Origin of the sequence: Micromonospora sp. U56 (assembly GCF_018070095.1) — a bacterium.
GTDB lineage: Bacteria > Actinomycetota > Actinomycetes > Mycobacteriales > Micromonosporaceae > Micromonospora > Micromonospora purpureochromogenes.
In genome coordinates this window covers 1-25,151 of record NZ_JAGPYL010000060.1, presented here as the reverse complement: position 1 = coordinate 25,151, position 25,151 = coordinate 1, and the positions used below count along the sequence as shown (strand labels likewise).

25 protein-coding genes are annotated in these 25,151 nt (G+C 74.2%); 11 read left to right on the top strand and 14 right to left on the bottom strand.

Annotated features, from left to right (window positions below):
* Nucleotides 1-23: 23 nt before the first annotated feature.
* On the bottom strand, nucleotides 24-2,174 hold the full coding sequence (locus KBX37_RS20040) for an APC family permease (protein WP_210777467.1): 2,151 nt from the start codon (nucleotides 2,172-2,174) through the stop codon (nucleotides 24-26).
* Between the two features lie 193 nt (nucleotides 2,175-2,367).
* Complete coding sequence (locus tag KBX37_RS20035) at nucleotides 2,368-3,333, bottom strand: DMT family transporter (protein ID WP_374103802.1); 966 nt, start codon at nucleotides 3,331-3,333, stop codon at nucleotides 2,368-2,370.
* 96 nt (nucleotides 3,334-3,429) lie between these two features.
* Here KBX37_RS20035 and KBX37_RS20030 point away from each other — a divergent pair, with 96 nt between their 5' ends.
* Nucleotides 3,430-4,128, top strand: coding sequence for an HAD family hydrolase (locus KBX37_RS20030; RefSeq protein WP_210777465.1), 699 nt, complete (start codon nucleotides 3,430-3,432; stop codon nucleotides 4,126-4,128).
* A gap of 49 nt (nucleotides 4,129-4,177) precedes the next feature.
* Here the strand turns inward: KBX37_RS20030 and KBX37_RS20025 are convergent, their stop codons facing one another.
* Both KBX37_RS20025 and KBX37_RS20020 read right to left on the bottom strand, forming a co-directional pair.
* Nucleotides 4,178-4,642 carry a hypothetical protein gene (locus KBX37_RS20025; RefSeq protein ID WP_210777484.1) on the bottom strand — a complete coding sequence of 155 codons (465 nt, stop codon included), beginning with the start codon at nucleotides 4,640-4,642 and terminating at the stop codon, nucleotides 4,178-4,180.
* A gap of 89 nt (nucleotides 4,643-4,731) precedes the next feature.
* Nucleotides 4,732-5,601 carry a PhzF family phenazine biosynthesis protein gene (locus tag KBX37_RS20020; RefSeq protein ID WP_210777464.1) on the bottom strand — a complete coding sequence of 290 codons (870 nt, stop codon included), beginning with the start codon at nucleotides 5,599-5,601 and terminating at the stop codon, nucleotides 4,732-4,734.
* A 33-nt stretch (nucleotides 5,602-5,634) separates the two neighbouring features.
* Between KBX37_RS20020 and KBX37_RS20015 the strand changes: the two genes are divergently transcribed.
* The 3 genes from KBX37_RS20015 (at nucleotide 5,635) to KBX37_RS20005 (ending at nucleotide 8,759) form a co-directional block, all read left to right on the top strand.
* Nucleotides 5,635-6,918, top strand: a complete 1,284-nt coding sequence (locus KBX37_RS20015) for a magnesium transporter MgtE N-terminal domain-containing protein (protein WP_210777463.1) — start codon at nucleotides 5,635-5,637, stop codon at nucleotides 6,916-6,918.
* Nucleotides 6,911-7,513, top strand: coding sequence for a DUF1003 domain-containing protein (locus KBX37_RS20010; protein WP_154939861.1), 603 nt, complete (start codon nucleotides 6,911-6,913; stop codon nucleotides 7,511-7,513). Before KBX37_RS20015 ends, KBX37_RS20010 begins: the two co-directional genes overlap by 8 nt.
* Nucleotides 7,514-7,610: 97 nt before the next feature.
* The gene (locus KBX37_RS20005; protein ID WP_210777462.1) at nucleotides 7,611-8,759 is read left to right on the top strand and encodes an Mrp/NBP35 family ATP-binding protein; all 1,149 of its coding nucleotides are present in this window, start codon (nucleotides 7,611-7,613) and stop codon (nucleotides 8,757-8,759) included.
* A gap of 192 nt (nucleotides 8,760-8,951) precedes the next feature.
* Here KBX37_RS20005 and KBX37_RS20000 read toward each other — a convergent pair whose 3' ends face one another.
* Together KBX37_RS20000 and KBX37_RS19995 are read right to left on the bottom strand one after the other, a co-directional pair.
* Nucleotides 8,952-9,374 (bottom strand): preprotein translocase subunit TatB, encoded by a 423-nt coding sequence (locus tag KBX37_RS20000; RefSeq protein ID WP_210777461.1) that lies wholly within the window; start codon nucleotides 9,372-9,374, stop codon nucleotides 8,952-8,954.
* 75 nt (nucleotides 9,375-9,449) lie between these two features.
* Nucleotides 9,450-10,787: a S1C family serine protease gene (locus KBX37_RS19995; protein WP_210777483.1), complete on the bottom strand. Its 1,338-nt coding sequence runs from the start codon at nucleotides 10,785-10,787 to the stop codon at nucleotides 9,450-9,452.
* 255 nt (nucleotides 10,788-11,042) lie between these two features.
* On the opposite strand from KBX37_RS19995, the gene KBX37_RS19990 reads away from it, so the two are divergent.
* On the top strand, nucleotides 11,043-11,651 hold the full coding sequence (locus KBX37_RS19990; protein WP_210777482.1) for an O-methyltransferase: 609 nt from the start codon (nucleotides 11,043-11,045) through the stop codon (nucleotides 11,649-11,651).
* 55 nt (nucleotides 11,652-11,706) lie between these two features.
* Here KBX37_RS19990 and KBX37_RS19985 read toward each other — a convergent pair whose 3' ends face one another.
* Both KBX37_RS19985 and KBX37_RS19980 read right to left on the bottom strand, forming a co-directional pair.
* Nucleotides 11,707-13,182, bottom strand: coding sequence for a M17 family metallopeptidase (locus tag KBX37_RS19985; protein ID WP_210777460.1), 1,476 nt, complete (start codon nucleotides 13,180-13,182; stop codon nucleotides 11,707-11,709).
* 142 nt (nucleotides 13,183-13,324) lie between these two features.
* Nucleotides 13,325-13,492, bottom strand: coding sequence for a DUF3117 domain-containing protein (locus tag KBX37_RS19980; RefSeq protein WP_007455245.1), 168 nt, complete (start codon nucleotides 13,490-13,492; stop codon nucleotides 13,325-13,327).
* A 190-nt stretch (nucleotides 13,493-13,682) separates the two neighbouring features.
* Here KBX37_RS19980 and KBX37_RS19975 point away from each other — a divergent pair, with 190 nt between their 5' ends.
* Together KBX37_RS19975 and KBX37_RS19970 are read left to right on the top strand one after the other, a co-directional pair.
* Complete coding sequence (locus KBX37_RS19975; protein ID WP_210777459.1) at nucleotides 13,683-14,501, top strand: PaaX family transcriptional regulator C-terminal domain-containing protein; 819 nt, start codon at nucleotides 13,683-13,685, stop codon at nucleotides 14,499-14,501.
* Nucleotides 14,502-14,505: 4 nt separating this feature from the next.
* Nucleotides 14,506-15,297 carry an enoyl-CoA hydratase/isomerase family protein gene (locus KBX37_RS19970; RefSeq protein ID WP_210777458.1) on the top strand — a complete coding sequence of 264 codons (792 nt, stop codon included), beginning with the start codon at nucleotides 14,506-14,508 and terminating at the stop codon, nucleotides 15,295-15,297.
* Between the two features lie 48 nt (nucleotides 15,298-15,345).
* Here KBX37_RS19970 and KBX37_RS19965 read toward each other — a convergent pair whose 3' ends face one another.
* The 4 genes from KBX37_RS19965 to KBX37_RS19950 are packed head-to-tail and all read right to left on the bottom strand — an operon-like array spanning nucleotide 15,346 to nucleotide 17,773.
* Complete coding sequence (locus tag KBX37_RS19965) at nucleotides 15,346-15,927, bottom strand: hypothetical protein (RefSeq protein ID WP_210777457.1); 582 nt, start codon at nucleotides 15,925-15,927, stop codon at nucleotides 15,346-15,348.
* The gene (locus KBX37_RS19960; protein ID WP_210777456.1) at nucleotides 15,924-16,523 is read right to left on the bottom strand and encodes a DNA-3-methyladenine glycosylase I; all 600 of its coding nucleotides are present in this window, start codon (nucleotides 16,521-16,523) and stop codon (nucleotides 15,924-15,926) included. Before KBX37_RS19960 ends, KBX37_RS19965 begins: the two co-directional genes overlap by 4 nt.
* 42 nt (nucleotides 16,524-16,565) lie before the next feature.
* Complete coding sequence (locus tag KBX37_RS19955) at nucleotides 16,566-17,063, bottom strand: SRPBCC family protein (protein WP_210777455.1); 498 nt, start codon at nucleotides 17,061-17,063, stop codon at nucleotides 16,566-16,568.
* Nucleotides 17,060-17,773, bottom strand: coding sequence for a DivIVA domain-containing protein (locus KBX37_RS19950; protein ID WP_210777454.1), 714 nt, complete (start codon nucleotides 17,771-17,773; stop codon nucleotides 17,060-17,062). Before KBX37_RS19950 ends, KBX37_RS19955 begins: the two co-directional genes overlap by 4 nt.
* Before the next feature lie 154 nt (nucleotides 17,774-17,927).
* Here KBX37_RS19950 and folP point away from each other — a divergent pair, with 154 nt between their 5' ends.
* Entirely contained in the window at nucleotides 17,928-18,797 is an 870-nt protein-coding gene (gene folP / locus KBX37_RS19945; RefSeq protein ID WP_210777453.1) for a dihydropteroate synthase, read from the top strand.
* Between the two features lie 12 nt (nucleotides 18,798-18,809).
* On the opposite strand, the gene ndhC is transcribed toward folP, so the two are convergent.
* Nucleotides 18,810-19,187: an NADH-quinone oxidoreductase subunit A gene (gene ndhC, locus KBX37_RS19940; RefSeq protein ID WP_088964137.1), complete on the bottom strand. Its 378-nt coding sequence runs from the start codon at nucleotides 19,185-19,187 to the stop codon at nucleotides 18,810-18,812.
* A gap of 146 nt (nucleotides 19,188-19,333) precedes the next feature.
* Here ndhC and KBX37_RS19935 point away from each other — a divergent pair, with 146 nt between their 5' ends.
* The 3 genes from KBX37_RS19935 (at nucleotide 19,334) to KBX37_RS19925 (ending at nucleotide 23,942) form a co-directional block, all read left to right on the top strand.
* Complete coding sequence (locus KBX37_RS19935; protein WP_210777452.1) at nucleotides 19,334-20,776, top strand: hypothetical protein; 1,443 nt, start codon at nucleotides 19,334-19,336, stop codon at nucleotides 20,774-20,776.
* 291 nt (nucleotides 20,777-21,067) lie between these two features.
* Nucleotides 21,068-22,915: a 2-oxoacid:acceptor oxidoreductase subunit alpha gene (locus KBX37_RS19930; protein ID WP_210777451.1), complete on the top strand. Its 1,848-nt coding sequence runs from the start codon at nucleotides 21,068-21,070 to the stop codon at nucleotides 22,913-22,915.
* Nucleotides 22,908-23,942 carry a 2-oxoacid:ferredoxin oxidoreductase subunit beta gene (locus KBX37_RS19925; RefSeq protein ID WP_210777450.1) on the top strand — a complete coding sequence of 345 codons (1,035 nt, stop codon included), beginning with the start codon at nucleotides 22,908-22,910 and terminating at the stop codon, nucleotides 23,940-23,942. Before KBX37_RS19930 ends, KBX37_RS19925 begins: the two co-directional genes overlap by 8 nt.
* A 99-nt stretch (nucleotides 23,943-24,041) precedes the next feature.
* On the opposite strand, the gene KBX37_RS19920 is transcribed toward KBX37_RS19925, so the two are convergent.
* Nucleotides 24,042-25,058 (bottom strand): TrkA family potassium uptake protein, encoded by a 1,017-nt coding sequence (locus tag KBX37_RS19920; RefSeq protein ID WP_210777449.1) that lies wholly within the window; start codon nucleotides 25,056-25,058, stop codon nucleotides 24,042-24,044.
* Nucleotides 25,059-25,151: the final 93 nt, after the last annotated feature.

Below are 25,151 nucleotides of genomic sequence, written 5' to 3'. Positions count from 1 at the left end.
CCGCCCACCGGGCGGCCCGGCGGTCACTCGCTGAGGTGCACCGGGACGCTGGTGACCACCACCCCCGGCAGCGGCCGCAACGCCCGGCGCAGCCGCTGCTCGGTCCGGCTGTGCAGCGGGCGGTGCCAGCTCCGGCGCAGCACCACCTCCGGCACGATCACGGTCAGCACCAGCTCCGGCCCGGTGTCGTGCAGCGCCTCCAGGTAGTGCGCCAGCGGCCCGATCACCGCCCGGTACGGCGACACGATGGTCTCCAGCCGCACGTGGTCCCCCCAGGCCCGCCACTGCTCGCGGAACCGGTCCGCCTCCGTCTCCTCGGGCGCGATGTGCACCGCCAGGGTCGGCTGGCCCAGCGACACCGCGTACGCCAGGGCGCGCAGCGATGCCCGGTTGAGCCGGGCCATCGGGACCACCACCAGGTGGCGTACCTGTTGGGGCAGCTCCTCCCCCTCGGCGGGCCCGGCGGCGACGGGCGCGACCGGCGGCGGGTGCAGGGCCAGCGCGGCGTGCAGGTTCCGGTAGTGCCGGTGCACCCGGTGGAAGATCAGCACGAGCAGCGGTACGGCGATCACCACCACCCAGGCGCCCTCGGTGAACTTGGCGACCGCCGCGGTGACGAGCACCAGCCCGGAGAGCGTGGCGCCGATCGCGTTGACCGCCAGCCTGCCGCGCCAGCCGGCCCCGCGCCGGCGGCGCCAGTGCACCACCATCCCGGCCTGGGAGAGGGTGAAGGCGAGGAACACCCCGACCGCGTAGAGCGGGATCAGCGCCTCGGTGTACCCGCCGAAGGCGACGAAGACCAGCGCGGCGGTCGCGGCGAGGGCCACCAGGCCGTTGCTGAACGCCAGCCGGTCCCCCATGTGCAGGAAGCGGCGCGGCGCGTGGCCGGCCCGGGCCATGAAGAACAGCAGCCGGGGGAAGCCGTTGAAGGCGGTGTTCGCCGCCAGCAGCAGGATCAGCGCGGTGGCGGCCTGGATCAGGCCGTACCAGGGGCCGGTCGGGAAGGTGACCCGGGCCAGCTGGGAGAGCAGGGTCTCCCCCGTCGTCGGCACCAGGCCGGCCAGGTGGATCAGCAGGGTGAGCGCGGCGAAGAGCAGCACCAGCATCGCCACCATCCAGCCCAGCGTGGTGCGGGCGTTGCGCCACTCGGGCGGGCGGAACGCCGGGACCGCGTTGGACACCGCCTCGATGCCGGTCATCGACACCGCGCCCGAGGCGAAGGCCCGCAGGACCAGCAGCAGGCCGAGCCCCTCGGCCGCCGGCACCGCCGGCGGCGGCACCGGCGTGAAGCCGCGCCCGGCGACCCGCAGGTAGCCGACCGCCAGCAGCGCCAGCAGCGCGACCACGAAGGCGTACGTGGGGAGCACGAAGATGTTGCCGGCGGTCCGGACCCCGCGCAGGTTGGCGGCGAGCAGCACCGCGATGACCAGCACCCCGAGCGGGACGGCGAACGGCGCCAGCCCGGGCAGCGCCGAGGTGACCGCGTGCACCCCGGCGGCCACCGAGACGGCCACGGTCAGCACGTAGTCGAGGATCAGCCCGGCCGCGGCGGTCAGCCCCGCCGCGGCGCCCAGGTTGTCCCCCGCGACGATGTACGACCCCGCGCCGTGCGGGTAGGCGTGGATGGTCTGCCGGTAGGAGACGCCGACGGCGATCATGAGCACCACCAGCGCGGCGGCCAGCGGCAGGGAGAGCCCCAATGCCGCGCTGCCGGCCAGCACCAGCACGGCCAGCATCGCCTCCGGCCCGTACGCCACCGAACTGAGCAGGTCGGAGGAGAGCACCGGCAGCGCCACCAGCTTGCGCATCCGCTCGTAGAGCACCGCCGCGCTGGACAGCGGCGGCCCGAAAACGGCCCGGCGCAGCCGGGTCAGCGCCCGGCCGAACCGGGTGCCGGGCAGGTTGGCCGGTTCGGTGGCGACCAGTTCGTCCGGCTGCTCCCGGCGGAACATGGCGATCGGGGCCAGCCGGCCGAAGCGGGTCGGGGTGGGACGCTTCCCGTGCCGACCGAGGGTCGGGTCGATCGGCAGCTCGCCGGGGTGGTCGGCGCGCCAGCGGCCGCCGATCCGGCGCAGGGTGCCCAGTTCCTCCGGTGCGAGCGGCGGGAACTCGGCCGACGGGGTGGCGACGGTGCCGCTGTCGGTCTCGTCCTCGTCGCCCTGTCGCCGCGCCATCTCGCCACACCTCCCTCCGCACTCTCACGCGCGATCGGCGGTCGTGGCGGTGGAATCGGCGTTCTCCCGCGAAGCGTCGAGCGGGCGGGGCGGCCGGCGGTGGGCCCAGCGGGCCGATCCGGAGTCGCGCGCCGGGTGGCCTCGGCGTCGGGGCTGCTGGTCGACCGCCCGGCGGGGACGGGGCGACCCGGAGTCAGGCCGCCGGCGGGGCGGCGTCGGCAGGGACCGGGGCCGGTTCGGGCCGGCGGCCGGCGCGGGCGCCACCGAGCACCACCACAGCCACCCCGACCAGCAGCAGGGCCAGCCCGGGCAGGGCGAGCGGGCGGGGCAGCTGGCCGAGCCAGACCCAGCCGATCAGGGCGGCGCCGGGCGCCTCCAGCAGGACCAGCACGCTGATCGTGGTGGCCGAGACGCGGCGCAGCGCGAAGTTGAACATCGAGTGCCCGAGCAGTTGGGCGCCGGCGACCAGGCCGAGGATGGCCAGCCAGGTGGCGGAGTCGTACCCGCGCAGTGGCACGCCGCCGACCAGGCACACCACCAGCAGGATCAGCGCGCACACCCCGTAGCAGATGGTGGTGTAGGTGGTGGTGCTGATGGTGGCCCGGGCGCGCTCGCCGAACGCGGTGTAGACCGCGGCGAACAGGCCGCCGGTGATCGCCAGCAGGTCCCCGGCGAAGGCCCGCCCGGAGACGGCGACGTCCGCCCCGGTGGCGAGCACCGCGCCCGTCACGGCCACCGCGATGCCGACCCAGACGGCGTACGGCAGGTGGCGGCCCTGCCAGCGGGCGATCAGCCCCTGCCAGACCGGCTGGGTGGCACCGAGCGCGGTCGCCGCGGCGACCGAGGTGAGCTGCGCGCTCGGCATCCAGGTGGCGAAGTGGGCGGCCAGCGCCACGCCGGATAGCGCGCAGTACCAGCCCTCCCGCCGGCCCGCCCCCACGGTCAGCGCCCGGAACTCGGCCCGGCGGCGGGCCAGCGAGAACGGGCCGACCACGGCGACCGAGAGCAGGTTGCGCCAGAACGCGACGGCCAGTGCCGGGGCCGCGGCGAAGGCGATCAGCGGGGCGGAGGAGGAGACGGCGGCGACGGCGAGCGCGAGAACGCCGACCGTCAGCGGGTCCACCGTCGGGCGGTGCGGGGTGGGAGACACGGAGAGCAATACTCACACAACTTTGGACACCACTCAGCGTCAACGCTCCGTTACGATCATGCGCGTCCGCGCCGGCGATCCCTCGACGTCCGGAGGCGCTTTCCCATGCCCAGGTACCCCGCGGTGCTGTTCGACTTCTTCGGCACCCTGACCCGCTGCGTCCAGCGAGGCGCGGCCCACGAAACCACCGCCGAGCTGCTCGGTTGTCCCGTCGACACGCTAGCCGCGGTCCTCGACCGCACCTTCTACCAGCGGGCCAGCGGCCGGCACGGCAACGCCGAGGCGACGCTGCGCTGGGTCTGCGCCCAGGCCGGCGTCCACCCCTCCGACGACGCCGTCCGGGCGGCGGTGGCCTCCCGGCACCGGGCGGTACGCGCCGACACCCGGCTGCGCGACGACGCCGTACCCGCGCTCGCCGCGCTGCGCGAGCGGGGCGTCCGCACCGGCGTGGTCAGCGACTGCACCCACGAGCTGCCGGCGTTCCTGCCGCAGCTGGCCGTCGCCCCGCTGCTCGACGCGCGGGTCTTCTCCGTCCACGTCGGCCGGTGCAAGCCGGACCCGGCGCTCTACCTGGCCGCCTGCCGTCGGCTCGACGTGCGGCCCGAGGACTGCCTCTACGTCGGTGACGGCGGCAGCCGGGAGCTGACCGGCGCGCAGCGAGCGGGGATGACCGCCGTGCGGCTGGCCGCCCCCGACCTGGCCGGTCACCTGGTCTTCGACGCCGAGCCGGACTGGGACGGCCCGGTCGTCGGCTCGCTGAGCGAGGTGGTCGAGCTGGTCGACGCGGTGCCGGTGGGTTGCTGAGCGCTCAGCGGCTGTCGGGAAACCCCGGGCGCGGTTTCCCGACAGCCGCTCAACGGCGGCGGACCTTGTGCAGGCGGAAGGGTTTACGGGTGGCGCGCACGGCGGGAGTCTCGCGCGGCACCTCGGCCAGCGAGTCGGCCGGCAGGTCCGTGCCGGCGTCCGGCGCGCCGGCCGGGGCGAGCCGGGTCAGCGCGCAGCCGTCGGCCGCCCAGCGGGCCACCAGGTCGGCGGTGGGCCCGGGGGCGTTCAGCCGCTTCGCCGCCACCAGCGGGGCGGAGGTCTCCCACGCCTCGGTGCCCGGCGCCAACCGGGTCACCCGGGCCGGCCAGGTCACGATCCGCCCGCCGTGGTCGCCGCGCAGGGTCACCCGCGCCTGCGCCGCCTCGGCCAGCCCGGGCGCGGACTGCTCACCCGGCCCGCTGACCACGAAGAGCGACCCCTCCAGCGGCACGCACCACAGCGCCAGCGCCGGGCCGTCGCCGACCCTCACCCAGGCCACGGCCGCCTTCTTCATCGCCTCGTCGACCAGGGGCGTCGACACCGGGGCGTCCACCTCGTCCGTCACACCGGCATCCTCTCGTACGTGGGGCGTGCGGTCACCGGTCAACCGACGAACGGCGGGACCAGGATCTCGCCCCGGGCCACCGCCATGACCTGACCGGAGACGGTGGCGCCGACCGCCGCCCCGTCGGCCGCGGTCACCGTGCAGGCCAGCGCCGACGGGCGGTGGATCTCGATGCCCTGGCGGACCGCGTACGCGGACCGCCCGTCGCCGGGGAGCAGCCCGCTGGCGACCAGCCAGACGCCGAGCCCGAGGGCGGCTGAGCCGGTCGCCGGGTCCTCCGGCACGCCGAGCCCGGGCACGAAGACGCGGGCGTGCGCGGTTTGCGCCTCGGCGTCCCAGGAGAAGACGCTGACATGCTCCACCCCGTACCGTTCCGCCGCCGCCGCGTTGACCTTGGCGCGGGCCACCGCGTCCGGGCGAACCGGAAGGTAGGGGAACTCCAGCCCGCAGCCGGCCACCCGGGGCGCCGGGCCGGCGTGGTCGTCGGCGGTGAGGCCGGCCATCTCCAGCAGCGGCTCCGGGTCCAGCTCCGGGCCGAGGGTGGGGGTGCCGCCGGTCAGGGTGGCACCGGTCTCGCCGACCTCGATCGGCAGCACCCCGGCACCGCACTCCTGGGTGATACTGCCCACACCGAACATGCCGCGCCGGCTGGCGGTGACCGCCGCGCCGACGCTGGGGTGCCCGGCGAACGGCAACTCCGCGGCCGGGGTGAAGATCCGGGCCCGGTACGTGGCCCCGACCTGGGTGGGCGGCAGCACGAACACCGTTTCCGAGAGGTTGAACTCCAGCGCGAGCGCCTGCATCTGTTCGGTGGCGAGCCCTTCGGCACCGAACACCACGGCCAGCGGGTTGCCGGCGAACGGGCGATCGGTGAAGACGTCCACGATCTCGTAGGCCAAGGTCGACATGTTGATAAACACTAGGCGCTTAGGCTGGTGCCCGTGAGCACGCCGAACCGGGTCTACATCGCCCGACTCGCCGGAGTCGCCGTCTTCGACCCGAACGGCGACCAGGTGGGCCGGGTGCGTGACGCGGTGGCCCGGATCCGGCCGACCCAACGTCCCCCCGAGGTGGTGGGTCTGGTCGCCGAGATGCCGATGCGCCGGCGGATCTTCCTGTCCATCAACCGGATCACCTCCATCGACGCGGACGCGGTGGTGCTCGGCACCGGCACCCTCAACCTGCGCCGCTTCGAGAAGCGCCCCAACGAGCTGCTGGTGCTCCAGGAGCTGCTGGACCGGCGGGTCCAGCTCGAACCGGGCGGCCAGCCGGGCGCGGTGGTCGACGTGGCGATGGAGTGCAGCCGGGGTGGCGAGTGGTCGCTGTCCCGGGTCGCCGTCCGCGAGCAGACCGGCCGGCTCACCCGCCGGGGCCACCTGCACCAGGTCGAGTGGGACCGGGTGCGCGGGCTGAGCGGCATCGCCGCCAACCGGGGTACCGCCAACCTGCTCGCCGTGCTGGAGGACATGCGCCCGGCCGACCTGGCCAACGCCCTGCAGGACCTGCCTGACGCGCGGCGCAACGAGGTCGCGGCGGCGCTGGACGACGAACGCCTCGCCGACGTGCTCAGCGAGCTGCCCGAGCACGACCAGGTGGAGATCCTCGCCGCGCTGGACCGGGAACGGGCCGCCGACGTGCTGGAGGAGATGGACCCGGACGACGCCGCCGACCTGCTCAACGAGCTGCCGCCGCCGGAGCAGGACGTGCTGCTGGACCTGATGGAGCCGAACGAGGCCGACCCGGTCCGCCAGCTGCTGCGCTACGCCTCCGGTACGGCGGGCAGCGTGATGACCTCCGAGCCGGTGATCCTGCCGCCGGACGCCACCGTCGCGGAGGCGCTCGCCCGGATCCGGGAGGAGCAGCTCTCCCCGGCCGTCGCGGCCCAGGTGTTCGTGGCCCGCGCGCCGATGACCACGCCCACCGGCCGCTACCTGGGCATGGTGCACTTCCAGCGGCTGCTCCGAGAGCCGCCGGCGGAGATGCTCGGCGGGGTGGTGGTCAACGACATCGACCCGCTGCGGCCGACCACCCCCCTGCCGGAGATCACCCGCCGGATGGCCACCTACGACCTGGTCGCGATGCCGGTGGTGGACCGCAACAACCGGCTGGTGGGCGCGGTCACGGTCGACGACGTGCTCGACCACTCGCTGCCGCGCGACTGGCGGGACCGGCACGCCGGACCGGCCCCGGGCCCCGCCGAGGGGACGGACGGCGCTGATGGCTGACCAGCGACGGGCCGAGCGACTGGACCAGCCGCGCGAGCCCCGGGGCGTCAAGCTGCCCCGGTTCGATCCGGAGGCCTTCGGCCGGTGGTCCGAGGGGATCGCCCGGGGCATGGGCACGGCGAACTTCATCGTCTACATGACGGTGGTCATCGCGCTCTGGTTCGGCTGGAACACCCTGGCGCCGGCGCACCTGCGCTTCGACCCGTACACCTTCACCTTCCTCACCCTGATCTTGTCGTTGCAGGCCTCGTACGCGGCCCCGCTGATCCTGCTCGCGCAGAACCGGCAGGCCGACCGGGACCGGGTGGCGCTGGAGGAGGACCGGCGGCGGGCCACCCTGCAGAAGGCCGACACGGAGTACCTGACCCGGGAGATCGCCGCGCTGCGGATCGCCATGGGTGAGGTGGCCACCCGGGACTTCCTCCGCTCGGAGCTGGCCCGGCTGGCCGAGGAGCTGGACGAGGCGGCCCAGCGCCGACAGCGGCTGGAACGCCGGCAGCAGGAGAAGGCCGTACGGCGGGGCGGCGAGGGCCTCGACGAGCCCCGCGACGACCTGGACGGCGACTACGCCCGCGACGGCCGGCCGGAGGGCTGACCGACAGGGGCCCGGGCCCGCCCGTGGGGCCATCGATTCGCTCACACCGGCCCCGCTGGCGGCGGCGACGGATCACCCCCGACGTAGCATTGCGGGCATGTCAGCTCCCGTCAGCACCATCTCCGACGCGATCCAGGCCGCCCTGGCCACCGTCAACGACCCGGAGATCCGCCGCCCGATCACGGACCTCGGCATGGTCCGCTCCGCCGTGGTCGGCGACGACGGCGTCGTACGCGTCGAGTTGCTGCTCACCGTCGCCGGCTGCCCGCTGAAGGACAAGCTGCGCTCCGACATCACCGCCGCCGTGGGGGCGGTCCCCGGCGTGACGGGCGTCGAGATCGAGTTCGGCGTCATGAGCCCCGAGCAGCGCCAGGAACTCCAGTCGAAGCTGCGCGGGGGCAACGCCACCGAGGAGCCGGTGATCCCCTTCGCCCAGCCCGGCTCCCGGACCCGGGTGTACGCGGTGGCCAGCGGCAAGGGTGGCGTCGGCAAGTCGAGCGTGACGGTCAACCTGGCTGCCGCGCTGGCCGCCCGGGGCCTCTCGGTCGGCGTGGTCGACGCGGACATCTACGGCCACTCGGTGCCCCGGATGCTCGGCGCGGACGGCCGCCCGACCCGGGTCGAGGACATGATCATGCCGCCGCAGGCGCACGGCGTGAAGGTGATCTCGATCGGCATGTTCACCCCGGGCAACGCCGCCGTGGTGTGGCGCGGCCCGATGCTGCACCGGGCGCTCCAGCAGTTCCTCGGTGACGTCTACTGGGGCGACCTGGACGTGCTCCTGCTCGACCTCCCCCCGGGCACCGGCGACATCGCCATCTCGGTCGCCCAGCTGCTGCCGAACGCCGAGATCCTGGTGGTGACCACGCCGCAGGCCGCGGCCGCCGAGGTCGCCGAGCGGGCCGGTGCGATCGCCCTGCAGACCCACCAGCGGGTGGTCGGCGTCATCGAGAACATGGCCTGGCTGGAGCTGCCCGACGGCTCGCGGATGGAGGTCTTCGGTGCCGGTGGCGGCCAGGCCGTGGCCGACTCCCTCAGCCGGACGATCGGCGCGCAGGTGCCGCTGCTGGGTCAGATCCCGCTCGACACCCGGGTACGCGAGGGTGGCGACGCCGGCAACCCGATCGTGCTGGCCGAGCCGGACGCCCCGGCCTCGAAGGCGCTGGCCCAGATCGCCGACCGCCTCGCCGTCCGCCGCGAGTCCCTCCTCGGCAAGCCCCTCGGCCTCAAGCCCGCCGGCCGCTGACCCGCGCCTCCCTCCCCCGCGCTCCACGCGCCCCAAGATCCGCACAGATACAGAGAAGAGTGGCCTTCCGCGCTCGGGAGGCCACTCTTTCTCTGTATGTGCACGCTCCGCGCGCCCTGCCCGGGTCGGGCACGAAGCGCGCGCGACGGGGGCGTGGTGCGGGTGCGGGTCAGGTGGGGAGTGCGGGACGCGTCAGGTGGCGTCGTCGTAGCTGGGGCGGGGGGCCGGGGCGGGCGCGCCGCCCGTGGCGGTGGCCTTGCGGCCGCCCCTGCCACGCGGATCGGCGGCGTCGGCGACGTCCTTGAGCTCGTTGTGCACGCCGGTCACGTCCGACCGCAGATTGTCGTAGACGCCCTGCAACGGCTTCCGGATCGCCTGCTCGTCCTCTTCGCTGAGCAGGTGCTTGCGGATGAACGCCTTGGGGTGCAGGTCCTCCAACTGGATGTCGGTGCCCAACTCGCGGCTCAGGTCGCCGGTCGCGTTGCGGGCCATGCCGCGCAGGTTGCGGACCATCCGCAGGCCGTCGTTGATGACGTTAGGCAGCCGGTCACCGAAGATCAGCAGCGCCAGGAGCAGCAGCGCACCGATCTCCCACCAGTTCAGGTTGTCGAGCACTGCTGGGGCCTCCTCGTCGGCGTCAAGGCAAGACTACGCACGTCGGGTGCCCGGCCGGGAGGGGGTGACCGGGCCTCACTTGGCGTCTGCGGCGAGCGTCACCGAGGTGTTCTGCCGGGCCGACCCTCGCCGGTACTCCACCGTCACCACGGATCCCGGCGCGAACTTGCGGACCAGCGCGATCAGGTCGATCGGCTCGGTCATCGGGCGGCCGTTCAGCTTGAGGATCACGTCCCCGGCCTTCAGCCCCGCGCCGGCAGCCGGCCCGGACGGCTCCACCGCCGCCAGCCGTACGCCGGCACCGCCGGTGACCGTGCCGGCGCCACCCACCTGAGCGCCGATCACCGTACGGCGGGCCTTGCCGGTGCCGATGATGTCCTGCGTGATCCGCTTGGCCTGGTTGATCGGGATGGCGAAGGCGAGGCCGATGTTGCCCGCCTCCTGCCCCTCGGCGACCAGTGACTTGATCGTGGAGTTGACCCCGATCACCCGGCCGGCGGAGTCGACCAGCGGGCCGCCGGAGTTGCCGTGGTTGACCGCCGCGTCGGTCTGGATCGCCGCGTAGTAGCGGACCGGGCCGCCGGGCTCCCCGGCCTGCATGGTGCGGTCCAGGGCGCTGACGATGCCGGCGGTGACGGTGTTGGCCAGCGAGAGCGGCGAGCCGATGGCGAGCACCGGGTCGCCGACCGCCAGCGCGTCGGAGTCGCCGAACTCCACCGGGCGCAGCCCGGTGCGGCTGACCTTGATCACCGCGATGTCCGACTCCGGGTCCTGGCCGACGACGGTGGCCGGCGCGGTGCTGCCGTCGTTGAAGACCACCGAGGCCCGGCCGGTGGCGCCGGAGACCACGTGGTCGTTGGTGATCACGTGCCCGTCGGCGCTGACGATGAAGCCCGAGCCCTCGCTCACCCCGCCCAGGCTGGACACCCGGACGGTCACCACGCTGGGCAGGACCTTCTCGGCGACCCCGGCCAGCGACTCGGGGCGACGCTGGGCCAGGCCCGGCGCCTCGGCCGGTCGGGCGCCGAGCGCCACCCCGCCACCGGCCCCGCCGCGGACCGCGAAGGCGTACCCGAGGGCTCCGCCGAGCGACCCGGCGAGCAGCGCGGTGATCAGCGGGACGAGCAGCAGCTGGCGCAGCTTCGGGCGGCCCGGGGCGTCCGGGTCACTGACCGGTTCCGGCGCGGCCCCGGCGTCGGGCGCGCCCGGGATGACCACGGCGGCCGGCGCGTACGGGTCACGCCACGGGTCGGCCAACGCGTCGGACCACCAGGGCGATGTCGTCCCGCCCGGGGCGCCGTGCGGCGCCGTAGGCGGCCCCACCGGCGTCGCCCCGGCCGGCGGTCCCGCCGGTGCCGGAGTCCCGCCGGGCTGGCGCCAGTCCCAGCCGTCGGTCACGTCGGTGCCTCCCAGTCCGTCCCCCGACCCCCCGTGCCGCGTGGTGCGGCGGCCGTCGCGAAACGAGGGATACCGCTTCCAGGATTGCACGGATGAGCCGGATGGCATCAGCTCTTGCCGGGCGTGATCGTCGACGGCGGACGGCGCGGCTGCGCGCCGGAAGGCTCGCCTCTAGGCTCATACCGCCAACCCGCCCCCCGCACCACTCCCGCCGCCCGGAGGTGTCCCATCGCCACGGTCGCCAATTCCGGCACTCCGACGGCGCAGGCGCTGCAGTTCGCCGAGTCGTACGTCGGCGAGGACCTCGTCCTGCGGACCGCCCGCAGCCTCGCCCGGGAGGTGGGCCTCGACGCGGTGACGCCCGGGGCCGGGGCGGCGCTGCGCCTGCTCGCCGCCGCCGGCAACGCCCGGGCGGTGGTGGAGATCGGCACCGGCACCGGGGTCAGCGGCGTCTGGCTGCTGCGCGGGATGCGGGCCGACGGCGTGCTCACCACCATCGACCTGGAGGTCGAGCACCAGCGGATCGCCCGGCGCATCTTCGTGGAGGCCGGCTTCCCGTCGGGGCGTACCCGGATCATCACCGGCCGGGCGCTGGACGTGCTGCCCCGGCTCGCGGACGGCGCTTACGACCTGGTCTTCGTCGACGCCGAGGCGACCGGCTACGCCGCGTACGTCGACGCCGCGCTGCGGCTGCTGCGACCCGGCGGGGTGCTGGCCCTCAACGGCACCCTGGCCGGCGGGCGGATCGGCGACCCGGCCGCGCGGGACGCCGAGACGGTGACCGTCCGCGAGACGATCAAGGCGCTCCGGGAGTCCGAGCACTGGATCCCGGCGCTGCTGCCGGTGGGGCACGGCCTGCTCGCCGCCGTGAAGTGCTGACCCGGCGCCGACCGCCCGGCCCGGCGTCCGCCGCGCGCCGGCCGGGACCGCCGGCTCAGTCCAGCGTCGCCAGCCAGCGCAGCAGCCCGCGTACGCCCCAGCCGGTCGCGCCCCGGGTCAGTTCGGCGTCGTCGCCGTCGGCCCAGGACGGGGCGGACATGTCGATGTGCAGCCACCGGTCGCGCAGGTCACCGGTGAACTCGCGCAGGTAGAGCGCGGCGGTCACCGAGCCGGCGCCGACGGCGGGCGAGCTGTGCAGGTCCGCCAGGTCACTGCCGAGGTGCTCGACGTAGTCGGCGGCCAGCGGCATCCGCCAGGCGGCCTCGCCGGCGGCGTCGACGGCGGCCAGCAGGTCGGCGGCGAGCTGGTCGTTCTCGCTGTAGAGGGCGCCGGTGCGCTTGCCGAGCGCGACCGCGTTGGCGCCGGTCAGGGTGGCCAGGTCGATGAGCAGGTCCGGCTGGAGTTCTCGGACCGCGTACGCCAGCGCGTCGGCGAGGACCAGCCGGCCCTCGGCGTCGGAGTTGGTGGTCTCGCTGGTCAGGCCGCCGTAGTGGCGGACGATGTCGCCGGGGCGGAACGCCGACCCGCTGACCATGTTCTCGGCCAGCGGGGCGAGCGTGGTGATCCGCACCGGCAGCCGCAGCGCGGCCGCGCCCAGCGTCGCCGCGACCACCGCGGCCGCGCCGGCCATGTCCTTGCGCATCAGCTTCATCGCCGGCACCGGCTTGATCGAGATGCCGCCGGTGTCGAAGGTGATGCCCTTGCCGACCAGCACCACGTGGGTGCGGGCGTCGGCGGGCCGCCAGTCCAGCTCCACCAGGCGGGGGGTGCTCGCCGAGCCGCCGCCGACGGCGAGGATGCCGCCGAAGCCCTCGGCGGCCAGTTCCTCGGGTCCGCGTACCCGCAGGTGCAGGTCGGGCTGGTCGGCCGCGGCCGCCTCGACCTGCGCGACGAACCACTGCGGGTTCTTCACCGAGGACGGGGTGTTGGTGAGGTCCCGGGCGAGTCGGGTCATCCGGGCGGTGGTCTCGGCGACCTCGACCGCGTCGCGGTACGCGTCGGGGTCGTCGACCAGCAGGTCCACCCCGGTCAGCGCGGGCGACTCGCCGGCCTCGGTCATCCGGAACCGGTAGGAGGCGAGCAGCAGCCCCTCGACGAGGGCGCGCACCGCCTCCGCGCCGGTCCCGGTCGGCACCGAAAACGTGATGTGCGTCTCATTCTTGCCGGCGCGGGTCAACGCCGCCCCGGCGGCCCGCCAGGCCCGGTCGGCGCCGTCGCCGATGCCGAGCAGCAGCAGTCGGGCGGGGGTACGGGCCGGTCGCAGGTGCGCGTACGTCTCGCCGGCCCGGCCGGTCAGCCGGGTGGCCGGCAGCAGGGCGGTCGCCTCCGCCAGCACCTCGTCGGGCAGGGCCGGTCCGGTCGGGGCCAGCGTCGCCGGAATGTCGCCCCCGTCGGTGTCGGCCGCTGCGCGGACGGGCAGGACGAGGGTGTCGAGCCGGTCCGGACCGGCTGACAGGCGGATGGCGAGCACGCTGGACCGTACCTCCGGGAAAGGATCGTGGTGCGGGGCCTGGCCACCCGCGTACAGGTGAAGACCCTGAGCCACCGGCCGTGGCCGGTGGCTCAGGGATACGACGAACCGCCCGCGCGTCGCCGCGCGGCCTGTCGGTCGATCAGCCGGCGGCCGCCTTCAGTGCGTCACCCAGTGCATTGGCCTCGTCGGGAGTCATCTCGACGACGAGCCGGCCACCGCCCTCCAGCGGGACCCGCATGACGATGCCCCGGCCCTCCTTGGTGACTTCCAGCGGACCGTCGCCCGTCCGCGGCTTCATCGCCGCCATGTTGTCTCCCCTCAGACCTGTATCAGGGTCGGTGGGTTGCCCCACAGCCACTTCGTCACGACCACCCGCAACGTACGCGGAGGTGTCGACCAACGATTTTCCCTGATGAACACCGCCGGACCCAAACCGAAGCAGCATTGATGTAACAGCATCTAGCTTATCTTGAGAAGGCCTGTCACAATGTGCGGTCATGCAGGCACGGTCGGCACTCTTCGACCTGTACGGCGACTACCTCCGACCGAGGGGTGGCCGTGCACCGGTCGCCGCCCTGGTCAAGCTGCTGGCGCCGCTCGGGATCGCTCCTCCGGCCGTGCGCACCGCGGTCTCCCGGATGGTCCGTCAGGGCTGGCTGGACCCACTCCGGCTGGCCACCGGGCCCGGATATTCGATCACACCGAAGGCCGCCCGGCGACTCGACGAGGCGGGCGCCCGGATCTACCGCACCGGCCGGGTCACCTGGGACGGCCGGTTCGACCTCCTGGTGCTCCAGACCCCGACGGCCCGGCGGGACCGGCAGCGCCTCGCCGCCAACCTGGCCTTCCTAGGCTACGGCACCCTCGACGAGCACACCTGGGTGGCCACCCGGGCGAGCGAGGACGTGGACCTGCTCCTGGAGGAGGCGGGCGTGCGCTACGAGCGGTTCACCGCCGCGCACGCCGCCGGCACGCCGGGCGCGATGGGGGTCGTCCGCCGGGCCTGGGACCTCACCGAGATCGGGCACGCGTACGAGCGGTTCGTCGCCGAGCAGCGGCCGCTGCTGTCCGGGGTGACCGTACGCAGCGGCGACGAGGAGGCGTACGCGGCCCGGTTCCGGCTGGTGCACGCGTGGCGTACGTTCCTGTTCCGGGACCCGCAGCTGCCCCCGGCGCTGCTCCCGGAGCGCTGGCCCGGCACCACCGCGGCCAGCTTCTTCGACCGGCACGCGGCCCGGCTCCGGCCGGCCGCCGACCGGTACGTCGAGCACTGCCTCGACGCCAGCAACCGCATCGCCCGACAGAAGGGTCGTTAGAAACGTGACCGAGCCGCTGCTCGTCGACCGCACCGACGCCGTGGTCACCCTGACGCTGAACCGCCCCACGGCGATGAACTCGCTCGACGTGGCGCTCAAGGAGGCGCTCCGGGACACCCTGGCCGAGCTGGAGGCCGACCGTTCCTGCCGGGCCGTGGTGCTGGCCGGCGCGGGCGGGCAGTTCAGCGCCGGCCAGGACCTGCGCGAGCACGTGCAGACCCTCCAGTCGACCACCACGAACCCGCTGGACACCGTGCGGGCGCACTACAACCCGATCGCCGCCCGGCTGGCCAGCCTGCCCAAACCGGTGGTGGCCGCGGTGCGCGGGATGGCGGCCGGGGCGGGCGCCTCGCTGGCCTTCCTCGCCGATTTCCGGGTCGGCGGCCCGAAGACGAAGTTCCTGATGGCGTTCGCCGGGGTGGGGCTGGCCGCCGACACCGGGGCCTCCTGGACGCTGCCCCGGCTGGTCGGCCACGCCAAGGCCGTCGAGCTGCTGATGCTCGCCGAGCCGGTCGGCGCCGAGGAGGCCTGCCGGCTGGGCCTGCTCAACAAGCTGGTCGAGGACGACGAGCAGGTGCTGCCGACCGCGCAGGAGCTGGCCGCCCGGCTCGCCGCCGGCCCGACCGTCGCGTACGCGGCGATCAAGCGTCAGCTCTCCATCGCCGACGCGGGCACCCTCGCCGACGCCCTCGCCGCCGAGGCGCAGGCCCAGGCGATCTGCGGCGCCACCGCCGACCACAAGGCCGCCACGATGGCGTTCGTGGCGAAGCGCAGGCCGGTCTTCGAGGGCCACTGACGGCACCAGCGCCGGCCCGGTCCGCGGGGCCGGCCGGCGCTCACCCGGTCAGTCGTCCTCCTCCGGGTCCTGGTTCGCCTCGGCGCCCAGCACGAACGCCTGCATGGCCAGCTCGTCGCCGGACGGGGAGACGAACGCGGGCAGCTCGGCCGGGCCCAGCTCCTGCACGTACGACCAGAAGAGCCGGACCGCCTCGGCCCGGGAGTCCGCCTCGATCGGGAGGTCCAGGCTGACCAGCCAGGTGCGGCGCAGCGGCGGCGGGCCGAGCCGGTCGGCCAGCTCGCGGTAGATCCCGGCGTCGAGCGGGGTGACCGGCCCGGCGACCGGCACCTGGTCGGCCGGGGCCGGCTCGTCGAAGGCCCGCCGGGTGTACGTCACCACCAGCGAGTCCGCACCCGCGCGGGCCACCCGACCCAGGGCCACCAGCCGGGGCGGCTCCGGCACCAGCACCGCCACCGGGTCACCGGGGCGCGGCCGGGACTCCCCGACCGGGGCGGGCAGCTCCAGGATGTCGTGGTGGACGAGGCGTTCGGCGTCGTACCGGCCGGCCGGCAGGAGCAGCGCCCAGGCGCCCTCAGCCGGCCCGTCGACGTCGGTCGTCCCGCTGGCGCGGTGGTCGGTCGCGGTCATGCCCCCATCTCATCACGGGCCGCCTCGGCGGCGGCCACGTGGCAGCCGGCCAGGTGATCGTCGACCATGCCGGTGGCCTGCATCAGCGCGTACGCGGTGGTGGGGCCGACGAAGCGGAAGCCGCTCTTCTTGAGCGCCTTGGCCAGCGCGGTGGACTCCGGCGTCAGGGCGGGCACCGAGGCGAACGACGCCGGCCGGGCGGCCCGGGCCGGCGGCGCGTACGACCAGAGCAGCGCGGAGAGCCCGTCGGGCAGCTCCAGGGCGGCCCGCGCGTTGGCGATCGCCGCCTCGATCTTGGCGCGGTTGCGGACGATCCCCGCGTCGGCGAGCAGCCGGGCCACGTCGGCCTCGCCGTAACCGGCGACCCGCTCGATCCGGAACTGGTCGAAGGCCAGCCGGAACGCCGGGCGCTTGCGCAGGATGGTCAGCCAGGACAGGCCGGACTGGAACGCCTCCAGCGTCAGCCGCTCGTAGAGCGCGTCGTCGCCGCGCAGCGGCCGGCCCCACTCGGTGTCGTGGTAGACGGCGTAGTCCGGGGTGCTCGACCCCCAGGCGCAGCGGGTCAGGCCGTCGGGGCCGGTCACCAGGTCAGTCACGGCGTACAGGCTAGGGCCTGGCTCCGACAGCGCCGGGTGGGGTCAGGGCAACCGGCCCTGCTCGACCAGCCGGGCGAAACGCTTCAGCGCCAGGGTGAGGCTCGCCTTGGAGCCCGGCCAGAGCAGCGGCCACGCCACCCGGCCGGCCGGCCCGCCGGGCAGGTGGAACCACTCGTGCCAGACCACCTGGGTGCGGTCCCGGGCCAGCGGGGTGCAGCGCAGCACGCCGGGACCGCGGAGCAGCTTGCCGCAGTGCACGACGCCGACCTCGTACGGCGCGTCGACCCGGACCACCCGCATCTCGTCGCGCAGCACCGCCGGCCCGAGCGCGGTGACCGCCTCGACCAGGGTGCCCTCCCCGCCGTCGCCCTCGACGACGCGGACCGTGGTGAACGGGATCCACTCGGACTGCCGCTCCCAGTCGGTGAGCGCGGCGAAGACCCGGGGGGCGGGGGCGTCCACGATCACCGTGGCGGTGAACTCGCCGGCCCCGGGCTGGGCGGCCTCACGCAGGCCGTCCACGCCCTCCGGGCCGGTCACAGCGACTCCGAGCGGACCCTGTCGCCGGGCCGCCCGCCGGCCGGGTCGGCATCGGGGTCGGTGCCGTCGGAGCGGGGGTCGGTGTCCACGGCCGCGGTGCGCAGGGCGGGCGCGGCGTCGTCGGCCGCCTCGGGCGGGGCCCCGGCGTCAGCGGCGGCGGTGCGCAGGGCCGGGGCGTCGAGCGGCCGGTCGGCGTCGTCGGCCGCCGACCGGTCGGCGTCGAGCGGGCGGACGCCGTCCGAGACCGCCGCGCTCGGCTCGACGTCCCGTGGCGCGTCGGTCGATCCGTCCGCCGGTGTCGCGGCGGCACTTGCGAGTTCGGCGTACCCGGGGTCGGTGGCCGGGGCTTCGCCGGCCGCCTCCTCGCGGGCGCGGCGCAGCGCGTCGGCGTCGGCCAGCCGGCCCTCGCGCAGCGCCGCGACCTCGGCCTCCAGCACGCCGATCAGCTCGGCCTTGTAGCCGATGTCGTAGGCGGCCCGGCGCATCGCCTGGTCGACCTGGACCATCCGGTAGCCGCGCAGCGCGGTGTCGAAGCGGACCTCGCCGACGTCCGCCTCGCGCAGCGGGCGGCTGCCCGGCAGCGGCACGGCCCGGCCGTCCGGCTCGGCCGGCGCCAGGCCGGCGTCCCGGCCGGAGACCAGCACCGTCACCCCGAACACCACCGCCGCCACGGTCAACGCGATGACCAGTACGAGCAGAACCTGACCCATGGACAGATCGTGGCACGGCGACCGCCCCCCGAGCGACCCCAACCACCGCAGCGCCCCGGATCCCCTGGTGACGTCCCGGCCCGCCGGCGTGCCGGTCGACCGGATAGCGTCGTCACCGGCCGGGTGACCCGGCCGGCGACGGGCGGGAGGCGGGATGGCCGGGGCACTGCGGCTCGGTGGGCGGACGTTCGGACCGGGCGAGCTGGTGGTGATGGCGATCGTCAACCGCACGCCGGACTCGTTCTTCGACCGGGGCGCGACCTTCGCCCAGGACAGCGCGCTGCGCGCGGTGGAGGCCGCGGTGACCGAGGGCGCGGAGATCATCGACATCGGCGGGGTGAAGGCCGGGCCGGGCGACGAGGTCGACGTCGTCGAGGAGATCCGGCGGACGGTGGACACCATCGCCGCCGTCCGGGCCGCCTTCCCCGACGTGGTGATCTCGATCGACACCTGGCGGGCCGAGGTCGCGGTGGAGGCGGTGGCGGCCGGCGCCGACCTGCTCAACGACACCTGGTCCGGCGCCGACCCGGCGCTGGCCCGGGTCGCCGCGCAGACCGGGGCCGGGCTGGTCTGCTCGCACGCCGGCGGGCTCGCCCCGCGTACCCGGCCACACCGGGCCACCTTCGACGACGTGGTCGCCGACGTGGTCGACACGGTGACCGGGCTCGCCGAGCGCGCGGTGACTCTGGGGGTACGCCCCGACGGCATCCTGATCGACCCGGCGCACGACTTCGGCAAGAACACCCGGCACTCGCTGGAGATCACCCGCCGGCTCGACGAGCTGACCGGGACCGGCTGGCCGCTGCTGGTGGCCCTGTCGAACAAGGACTTCATCGGCGAGACGCTGGACCTGCCGGTGCCGGAACGACTGGAGGGCACCCTCGCCGCGACCGCCGTCTCGGCCTGGCTCGGGGCCCGGGTCTTCCGCGCCCACCAGGTGCGCCCCACCCGCCGCGTGCTGGACATGGTCGCCTCGATCCGCGGCGACCGCCCCCCGACGCTCACCCGCCGCGGTCTCGCCTGACCGGCGCCGGCGTCAGGTCCAGCGGAGGATGTTCTTGCGCCAGGCGTAGAGGATGCCGAGCGCCACCACGGCCACGAAGATGCCCATCTCGGCGACGGTGACCAGGCCGAAGCCGGGACGGTCGAAGACCAGCGCCCAGGGGAAGAGGAAGACCGCCTCGACGGCGAACAGGACGTAGAGGTACGCGTAAACGTAGTAGCGGATCTGCATCTGCGCCCAGTCGCCGCCGACCGGGTCGAGACCGCACTCGTAGCTGGTCCGCTTGCCCCAGGGGTCAGCCGGACGGCCAGGACGTAACACCCGATTGGCCGAGAACGCCGTAACGAAGAAGAGAGCGCTGGCGAGCAGGAGGAGCCCGAGCGTCGCGTACGAGCCCAGGTAACCGGTCACGGTGGATCAGCCTACCGGCCACCGGTCCCGCCCGACCGGCCCGGGAGGCGTACCGAACACGTTACGAATTTGTTTCCCGGTGGGACTAGTGCCCCCCGGCAACTGTTACCGAATAATGAAAGCTCACCCAGTGTCACGGAGGACAGATGGCCCGCGTGGACGTACGCCCCGGTCGGCGGACGCTCGCCCGGCGTACCTCTTCGCTGGTAGCGGCGTCGCTGGCCATCGGGCTGGCGGTCGCGCTCGCGGCCGCGCCGGGCCTGGCCACCGCCTCCCCGACGGTGCTGCGGGTGGTCACCGCCGCGACCGACGCGACGACGCCGGGTGGTGAGCCGACGGACGAGACCACTCCGCCGGTCGAGCCGACCGCCACCGAACCGCTGCCGACCACCGCGCCGCCGACGCTGCCCCCCGACCCGGAGCCGACCACCCCGGCACCCGAGCCGACCACGGCCACCCCGACGACGCCCGCCCCCGGCGACCCCGCCCCGAACACCACCGCGCCGACCACCACCGCGCCCGCCCCGCCGCCGCCCCCGCAGGGTGGTGGCGGCCGGCCGGTGCCCCCGGGCGACCCCGCGCCGAGCCAGCAGGACACCGGCGGCCTGGGGGTACGGGTCACCACCCGCGACATCGTGCTCGGCCCCGGCTACTGGAACGCCCGGACCACCACCACCACGCTCCGGGTGACCATCGCCAACACCGGGACGCTCGCCGGACGGGTCCACCTCGCCTACACCCTGCCCGCCGGGGTGACCGACGCGGGCACCCCGGGCTGCGCCGCGATGGGCGGCGGCAACTGGCAGTGCGGCGAGTGGGCCGCCGCCCCGGGCGCGAAGTTCACCAGCCTGATCCGGGTCCGGGTCGACGGCGGGGCGTGGCGGAAGATGCCGCTCAGCGGCTCGGTCCGGGCCACCGCGTCCGGCGCGGGGACGGCCACCGCCGCGGACAACGAGGGCTTCGCGGTCCTCTTCCCGCCCGGCCCGCCGGCGCCCGGAATGAGCCTCGCCGCCGAGGAGGTGGCCTTCGACATCAGCGGCGGCCCGGCCGAACTGGGCGTTCGGCTGGGCAACACCGGCCGGGTGGACGCCGCGGGACGGGTGGAGGTGGTGCTGCCGGACGGGGTCAGCGTGCTCGCCACGCCCGGTTGCGAGGTGGTCTCACCGACGCGTACCCGGTGCGACGCCGGGACCGTGGCGGCGGGCCGTACCGCCACCCTGCGCCTGCCGGTCGCCGCCACCCCGCAGGCCCAGCGCGCGGCGCCGCTGGCCGGAGCGGTGATCGCCCAGCTCGACCCGCGCGCCGGGCGGACCCGGCAGATGCAGATGAGCTTCCGGATCACCGCGGCGGTGGCGCTGGCCACCCCGCCGGCGGCGACCCCGGTCCCCACCGGCTCGCAGGGCGTGATCGCCGCCGGCGGTCAGACCTCCGACCGGGGCGCGATGAACTCGGCGCAGCGGATCGCGGTCACCCTGATCGCCGGCTCCGGGCTGCTGGTGGTGCTGGCGCTCGCGCTGGCCACCAGCTCGTTGCGGCGGCGGATGAGCGGGCCGGTGCCGGACCCGTCGGCGAATCCGGCATCCGACTGAACCGGCCGGCCCGGTAAGGGTCGGCGGCCGTGATCTCGATTACGGCGGTCACCCCGAAACGGCCCACAACCGGACGAACAACCTTCGGATTCGTTCCCACTCGTCGGACCTCCACCAAGGATGCCCTAACGGCTCGACGTAGGCTCTGGGGTGAGAATCAACAGCGGGCCGGACCTGCCACGGGCGGATCGGCGCAGCGGCGCGTCAAGGAGGTCACGTGGCGGGGCAAGGCCGGGTCACCATCAGGTTCAGCCGCCCGCGCGACGGGGCTGAGCGAAGCGAGGTGCAGGCGTGACCAAGCAGATCCGTCAACTGGACCGGGTGGTCATCCGGTTCGCCGGTGACTCCGGCGACGGCATGCAGTTGACCGGCGACCGGTTCACCTCCGAGACGGCGCAGCTGGGCAACGACATCTCCACGTTGCCCAACTTCCCGGCCGAGATCCGGGCGCCCGCCGGCACGCTGCCCGGCGTGTCGAGCTTCCAGGTGCACTTCGCCGACTACGACATCCTCACCCCCGGCGATGCGCCGAACGTGCTGGTGGCGATGAACCCGGCGGCGCTCAAGGCCAACCTGGCCGACCTGCCCCGCGGCGCGGACATCATCGTCAACACCGACGAGTTCACCCGGCGCAACCTGGCCAAGGTGGGCTACGAGTCCAGCCCGCTGGACGACGACTCGCTCGCCGGCTACGTGGTGCACCCGGTGGCGCTGACCTCGATGACGGTCGGCGCCCTCGCCGACCAGGCGGTGTCCAAGAAGGACGCCGAGCGGGCCAAGAACATGTTCGCGCTGGGCCTGCTCTCCTGGATGTACTCCCGGCCGTACGAGTCGACGCTGCGCTTCCTGGAGCGCAAGTTCGCCGCCCGTCCGGAGCTGGTCGCCGCGAACGTGGCCGCCTTCCGGGCCGGCTGGAACTTCGGCGAGACCACCGACTCGTTCTCCGTCCGGTACGAGGTGAAGCCGGCCAAGATGCTGCCGGGCACCTACCGGAACATCACCGGCAACGCGGCGCTCTCGCTCGGCCTGGTGGCCGCCGGCGTCCGCTCCGGGCTGCCGGTGTTCCTCGGGGCGTACCCGATCACCCCGGCGTCGGACATCCTGCACGAGCTGAGCAAGCACAAGCGGTTCGGCGTGATCACCATGCAGGCCGAGGACGAGATCGCCGCGGTCGGCGCCGCGCTGGGCGCCTCGTACGGCGGCTCGCTCGGCGTCACCACCACCAGCGGCCCGGGCGTGGCGCTCAAGAGCGAGACGATCTCCCTCGCGGTGGCGCTGGAGCTGCCGCTGGTCATCGTCGACGTGCAGCGGGCCGGGCCGTCCACCGGCATGCCCACCAAGACCGAGCAGGCCGACCTGAACATGGCGCTGCACGGCCGGCACGGTGAGGCCCCGGTCGCGGTGATCGCGCCGAAGTCGCCCTCCGACTGCTTCCACGCGGCGCTGGAGGCGGCCCGGATCGCGCTGACCTACCGCACCCCGGTGATCCTGCTGTCCGACAACTACGTCGCCAACGGCTCCGAGCCGTGGCTGCTGCCCGACGTGGAGTCCCTGCCCGACCTGCGGGTCGAGTTCGCCACCACGCCCAACGGCGAGGACGGCACCACCTTCCTGCCCTACCTGCGCGACCCGGAGACCCTGGCCCGGCCGTGGGCCATCCCGGGTACGCCGGGGCTGGAGCACCGTATCGGCGGCCTGGAGAAGGCCGACAAGACCGGTGACATCTCGTACGACCCGGCGAACCACGACTTCATGGTGCGGACCCGGGCGGCCCGGATCGACACGATCCCGGTGCCGGACGTCGAGGTGGAGGACCCGGACGGAGACGCCCGGGTGCTGGTGCTCGGCTGGGGCTCGACGTACGGGCCGATCGGCGCGGCCTGCCGGGCCCTGCGCCAGCGCGGCCTGTCGATCGCACAGGCGCACCTGCGCCACCTGGCACCGATGCCCGCCAACCTCGGCGAGGTGCTGCGCTCCTACGACCGGGTGGTCATCCCCGAGATGAACCTCGGCCAGCTCGCCCACGTGATCCGGGCCAAGTACCTGGTCGACGCGATCAGCTACAACCAGGTCCGCGGCCTGCCGTTCACCTCCGCCGAGCTGGAGACGACGCTGGAAGAGGTCCTGAAGAATGTCTGAGCCCGTCGCCCTGAAGCTCACCGCCAAGGACTTCAAGTCCGACCAGGAGGTGCGCTGGTGCCCCGGTTGCGGTGACTACGCGATCCTGGCGGCCATTCAGCAGTTCATGCCGGAGCTGAACATCGCCCGGGAGAACACCGTCTTCGTCTCCGGGATCGGCTGCTCGTCGCGCTTCCCGTACTACATGAACACCTACGGGATGCACTCGATCCACGGCCGCGCCCCGGCGATCGCCACCGGCCTGTCGGTGTCCCGGCCGGACCTGTCGGTCTGGGTGGTCACCGGCGACGGCGACGCGCTGTCGATCGGCGGCAACCACCTGATCCACGCGCTGCGCCGCAACGTCAACCTCAAGATCCTGCTGTTCAACAACCGGATCTACGGCCTGACCAAGGGGCAGTACTCGCCGACCTCCGAGGTCGGCAAGATCACCAAGTCGACCCCGGTCGGCTCGGCGGACGCCCCGTTCAACCCGCTGTCGCTGGCGCTGGGCGCGGAGGCCACCTTCGTCGGCCGCACCATCGACTCGGACCGCAAGCACCTCCAGTCGGTGCTGCGGGCCGCCGCCCAGCACCAGGGTTCCGCGTTCGTGGAGATCTACCAGAACTGCAACATCTTCAACGACGGCGCGTTCGACCAGCTCAAGGAGCCGGCCACCCGGGACGACTACCTGATCCGGCTGGAGCACGGGCAGCCGATCACGTTCGGCAAGGACGGGCAGTTCTGCGTCGTCCACCCGCCGGGCGGGTTCGGGCTGGAGGTCCGGGAGACCGCGGCCACCCCGGCCGAGGAGATCGTGGTGCACGACGCCGGAGTCAACGACCCCGCGTACGCCTTCGCGCTGTCCCGGCTGCCCGGTCTCGACCTGCGCAACACCCCGATCGGCGTGTTCCGCTCGGTCGACCGCCCGTCCTACGACAGCGTGGTGCAGGAGCAGGTGGCCGCCGCCAAGGCGAAGGTCACCGAGACCCCCGAGGAGCAACTCGCCGGCCTCCTCGCCACCGGCGACACCTGGACCATCCTCTGACCCACCCGCTCCACGCACCTCTTACCGAGAAAGAGTGGCTGTTCCCGACGGAATAGCCGCTCTTTCTCGGTAAGTGCGCCCGGGCGCCCCAGGGGGTGGTCAGGGGTGGGTGGCGGTGGTTTGGGGGCGGTCGTCGCGGACGTGGACGAGCATGTCGCCGGTCTCGATGACCGCGCCGGCCTTGTCGGCGAGGGTGACCACCTTGCCCCGGCGGACCAGCGCGATGACCAGGGATTCCAACTCACGCGGCGACTTGCCGACCTCGTGCCGCTCGGCGGAGCGCATCGCCAGCGCCATGCCCTGGCCGGGGGTGAGCAGGTCCTCCACCACGTCGATCAGCGGCGGCGCCGAGGTGGAGAGCCCGAGCAGCCGGCCGGCGGTGGCCGAGGACACGATCACGTGGTGCGCGCCGCTCTGCCGCAGCAGCGGGGCGTTCTCCGCCTCGCGGACCGCCGCGATGATCCGGACCTGGCCGGCGGTGAGCTGCCGCGCGGTGAGCGCCACCAGCACCGAGGCGTCGTCGCTGTCGGTCGCGATGATCACCGCCTTGGCGTTGCGGACGTGCGCCTCCTCCAGCACCGACGAGCGGGTGGCGGAGCCCTCGATGGCGACCAGGCCGGCGGAGGTCGCCTGCCGCAGCGCGGTGCCGCTGCGCTCCACCACCACGATCCGGGACTTGTCCAGGCCGTTCTCCAGCAGGGCGGAGACCGCGCTGCGGCCCTTGGTGCCGTAGCCGCAGATGATGACGTGGTCCTTCACGGTTCTCCTCCACCGCCCCAGCCGACGGCCGGTCCGGTACTGCTCGGTCAGGACTTCCAGGGTGGTGCCGACCAGGATGATCAGGAAGAGCACCCGGGCGGGGGTGATGAACAGGACGTTGACCAGCCGGGCCGACGGCGAGAACGGGGTGATGTCGCCGTACCCGGTCGTGGAGAGGGTGACCACCGCGTAGTAGGCGCAGTCGAGCAGGGTCAGCCCGTGCTCGTCGACGTCGCGGTAGCCGTTCCGGTCGAGGAAGACCACCGCGATGGTCAGCAGCACCAGGCCCAGGGCAGCGGCCAGCCGGAGGCTCAACGCGCTCAGCGGGCCCCGCCGCTGCGCCGGGAAATGGATCACCGTCGGTCCTGCTTCCCCCGGATCGCCTGCACGCCCACAACATAGCGGTTGGACCGGCATCCGCACGCCGGGGTGGCAGACCGGGCGGGTGGG

Coding starts and splice junctions, on each gene's coding strand:
- KBX37_RS20025 (WP_210777484.1), bottom strand. CDS start 4,642: ATGAAGAAGGCGGCCGTGGCCTGGGTGAGGGTCGGCGACGGCCCGGCG.
- KBX37_RS20005 (WP_210777462.1), top strand. CDS start 7,611: ATGTCAGCTCCCGTCAGCACCATCTCCGACGCGATCCAGGCCGCCCTG.
- KBX37_RS19965 (WP_210777457.1), bottom strand. CDS start 15,927: ATGACCGCGACCGACCACCGCGCCAGCGGGACGACCGACGTCGACGGG.
- KBX37_RS20040 (WP_210777467.1), bottom strand. CDS start 2,174: ATGGCGCGGCGACAGGGCGACGAGGACGAGACCGACAGCGGCACCGTC.
- KBX37_RS20010 (WP_154939861.1), top strand. CDS start 6,911: ATGGCTGACCAGCGACGGGCCGAGCGACTGGACCAGCCGCGCGAGCCC.
- KBX37_RS20030 (WP_210777465.1), top strand. CDS start 3,430: ATGCCCAGGTACCCCGCGGTGCTGTTCGACTTCTTCGGCACCCTGACC.
- KBX37_RS19925 (WP_210777450.1), top strand. CDS start 22,908: ATGTCTGAGCCCGTCGCCCTGAAGCTCACCGCCAAGGACTTCAAGTCC.
- KBX37_RS20020 (WP_210777464.1), bottom strand. CDS start 5,601: ATGTCGACCTTGGCCTACGAGATCGTGGACGTCTTCACCGATCGCCCG.
- folP (WP_210777453.1), top strand. CDS start 17,928: ATGGCCGGGGCACTGCGGCTCGGTGGGCGGACGTTCGGACCGGGCGAG.
- KBX37_RS19950 (WP_210777454.1), bottom strand. CDS start 17,773: ATGGGTCAGGTTCTGCTCGTACTGGTCATCGCGTTGACCGTGGCGGCG.
- KBX37_RS19935 (WP_210777452.1), top strand. CDS start 19,334: ATGGCCCGCGTGGACGTACGCCCCGGTCGGCGGACGCTCGCCCGGCGT.
- KBX37_RS19980 (WP_007455245.1), bottom strand. CDS start 13,492: ATGGCGGCGATGAAGCCGCGGACGGGCGACGGTCCGCTGGAAGTCACC.
- KBX37_RS19975 (WP_210777459.1), top strand. CDS start 13,683: ATGCAGGCACGGTCGGCACTCTTCGACCTGTACGGCGACTACCTCCGA.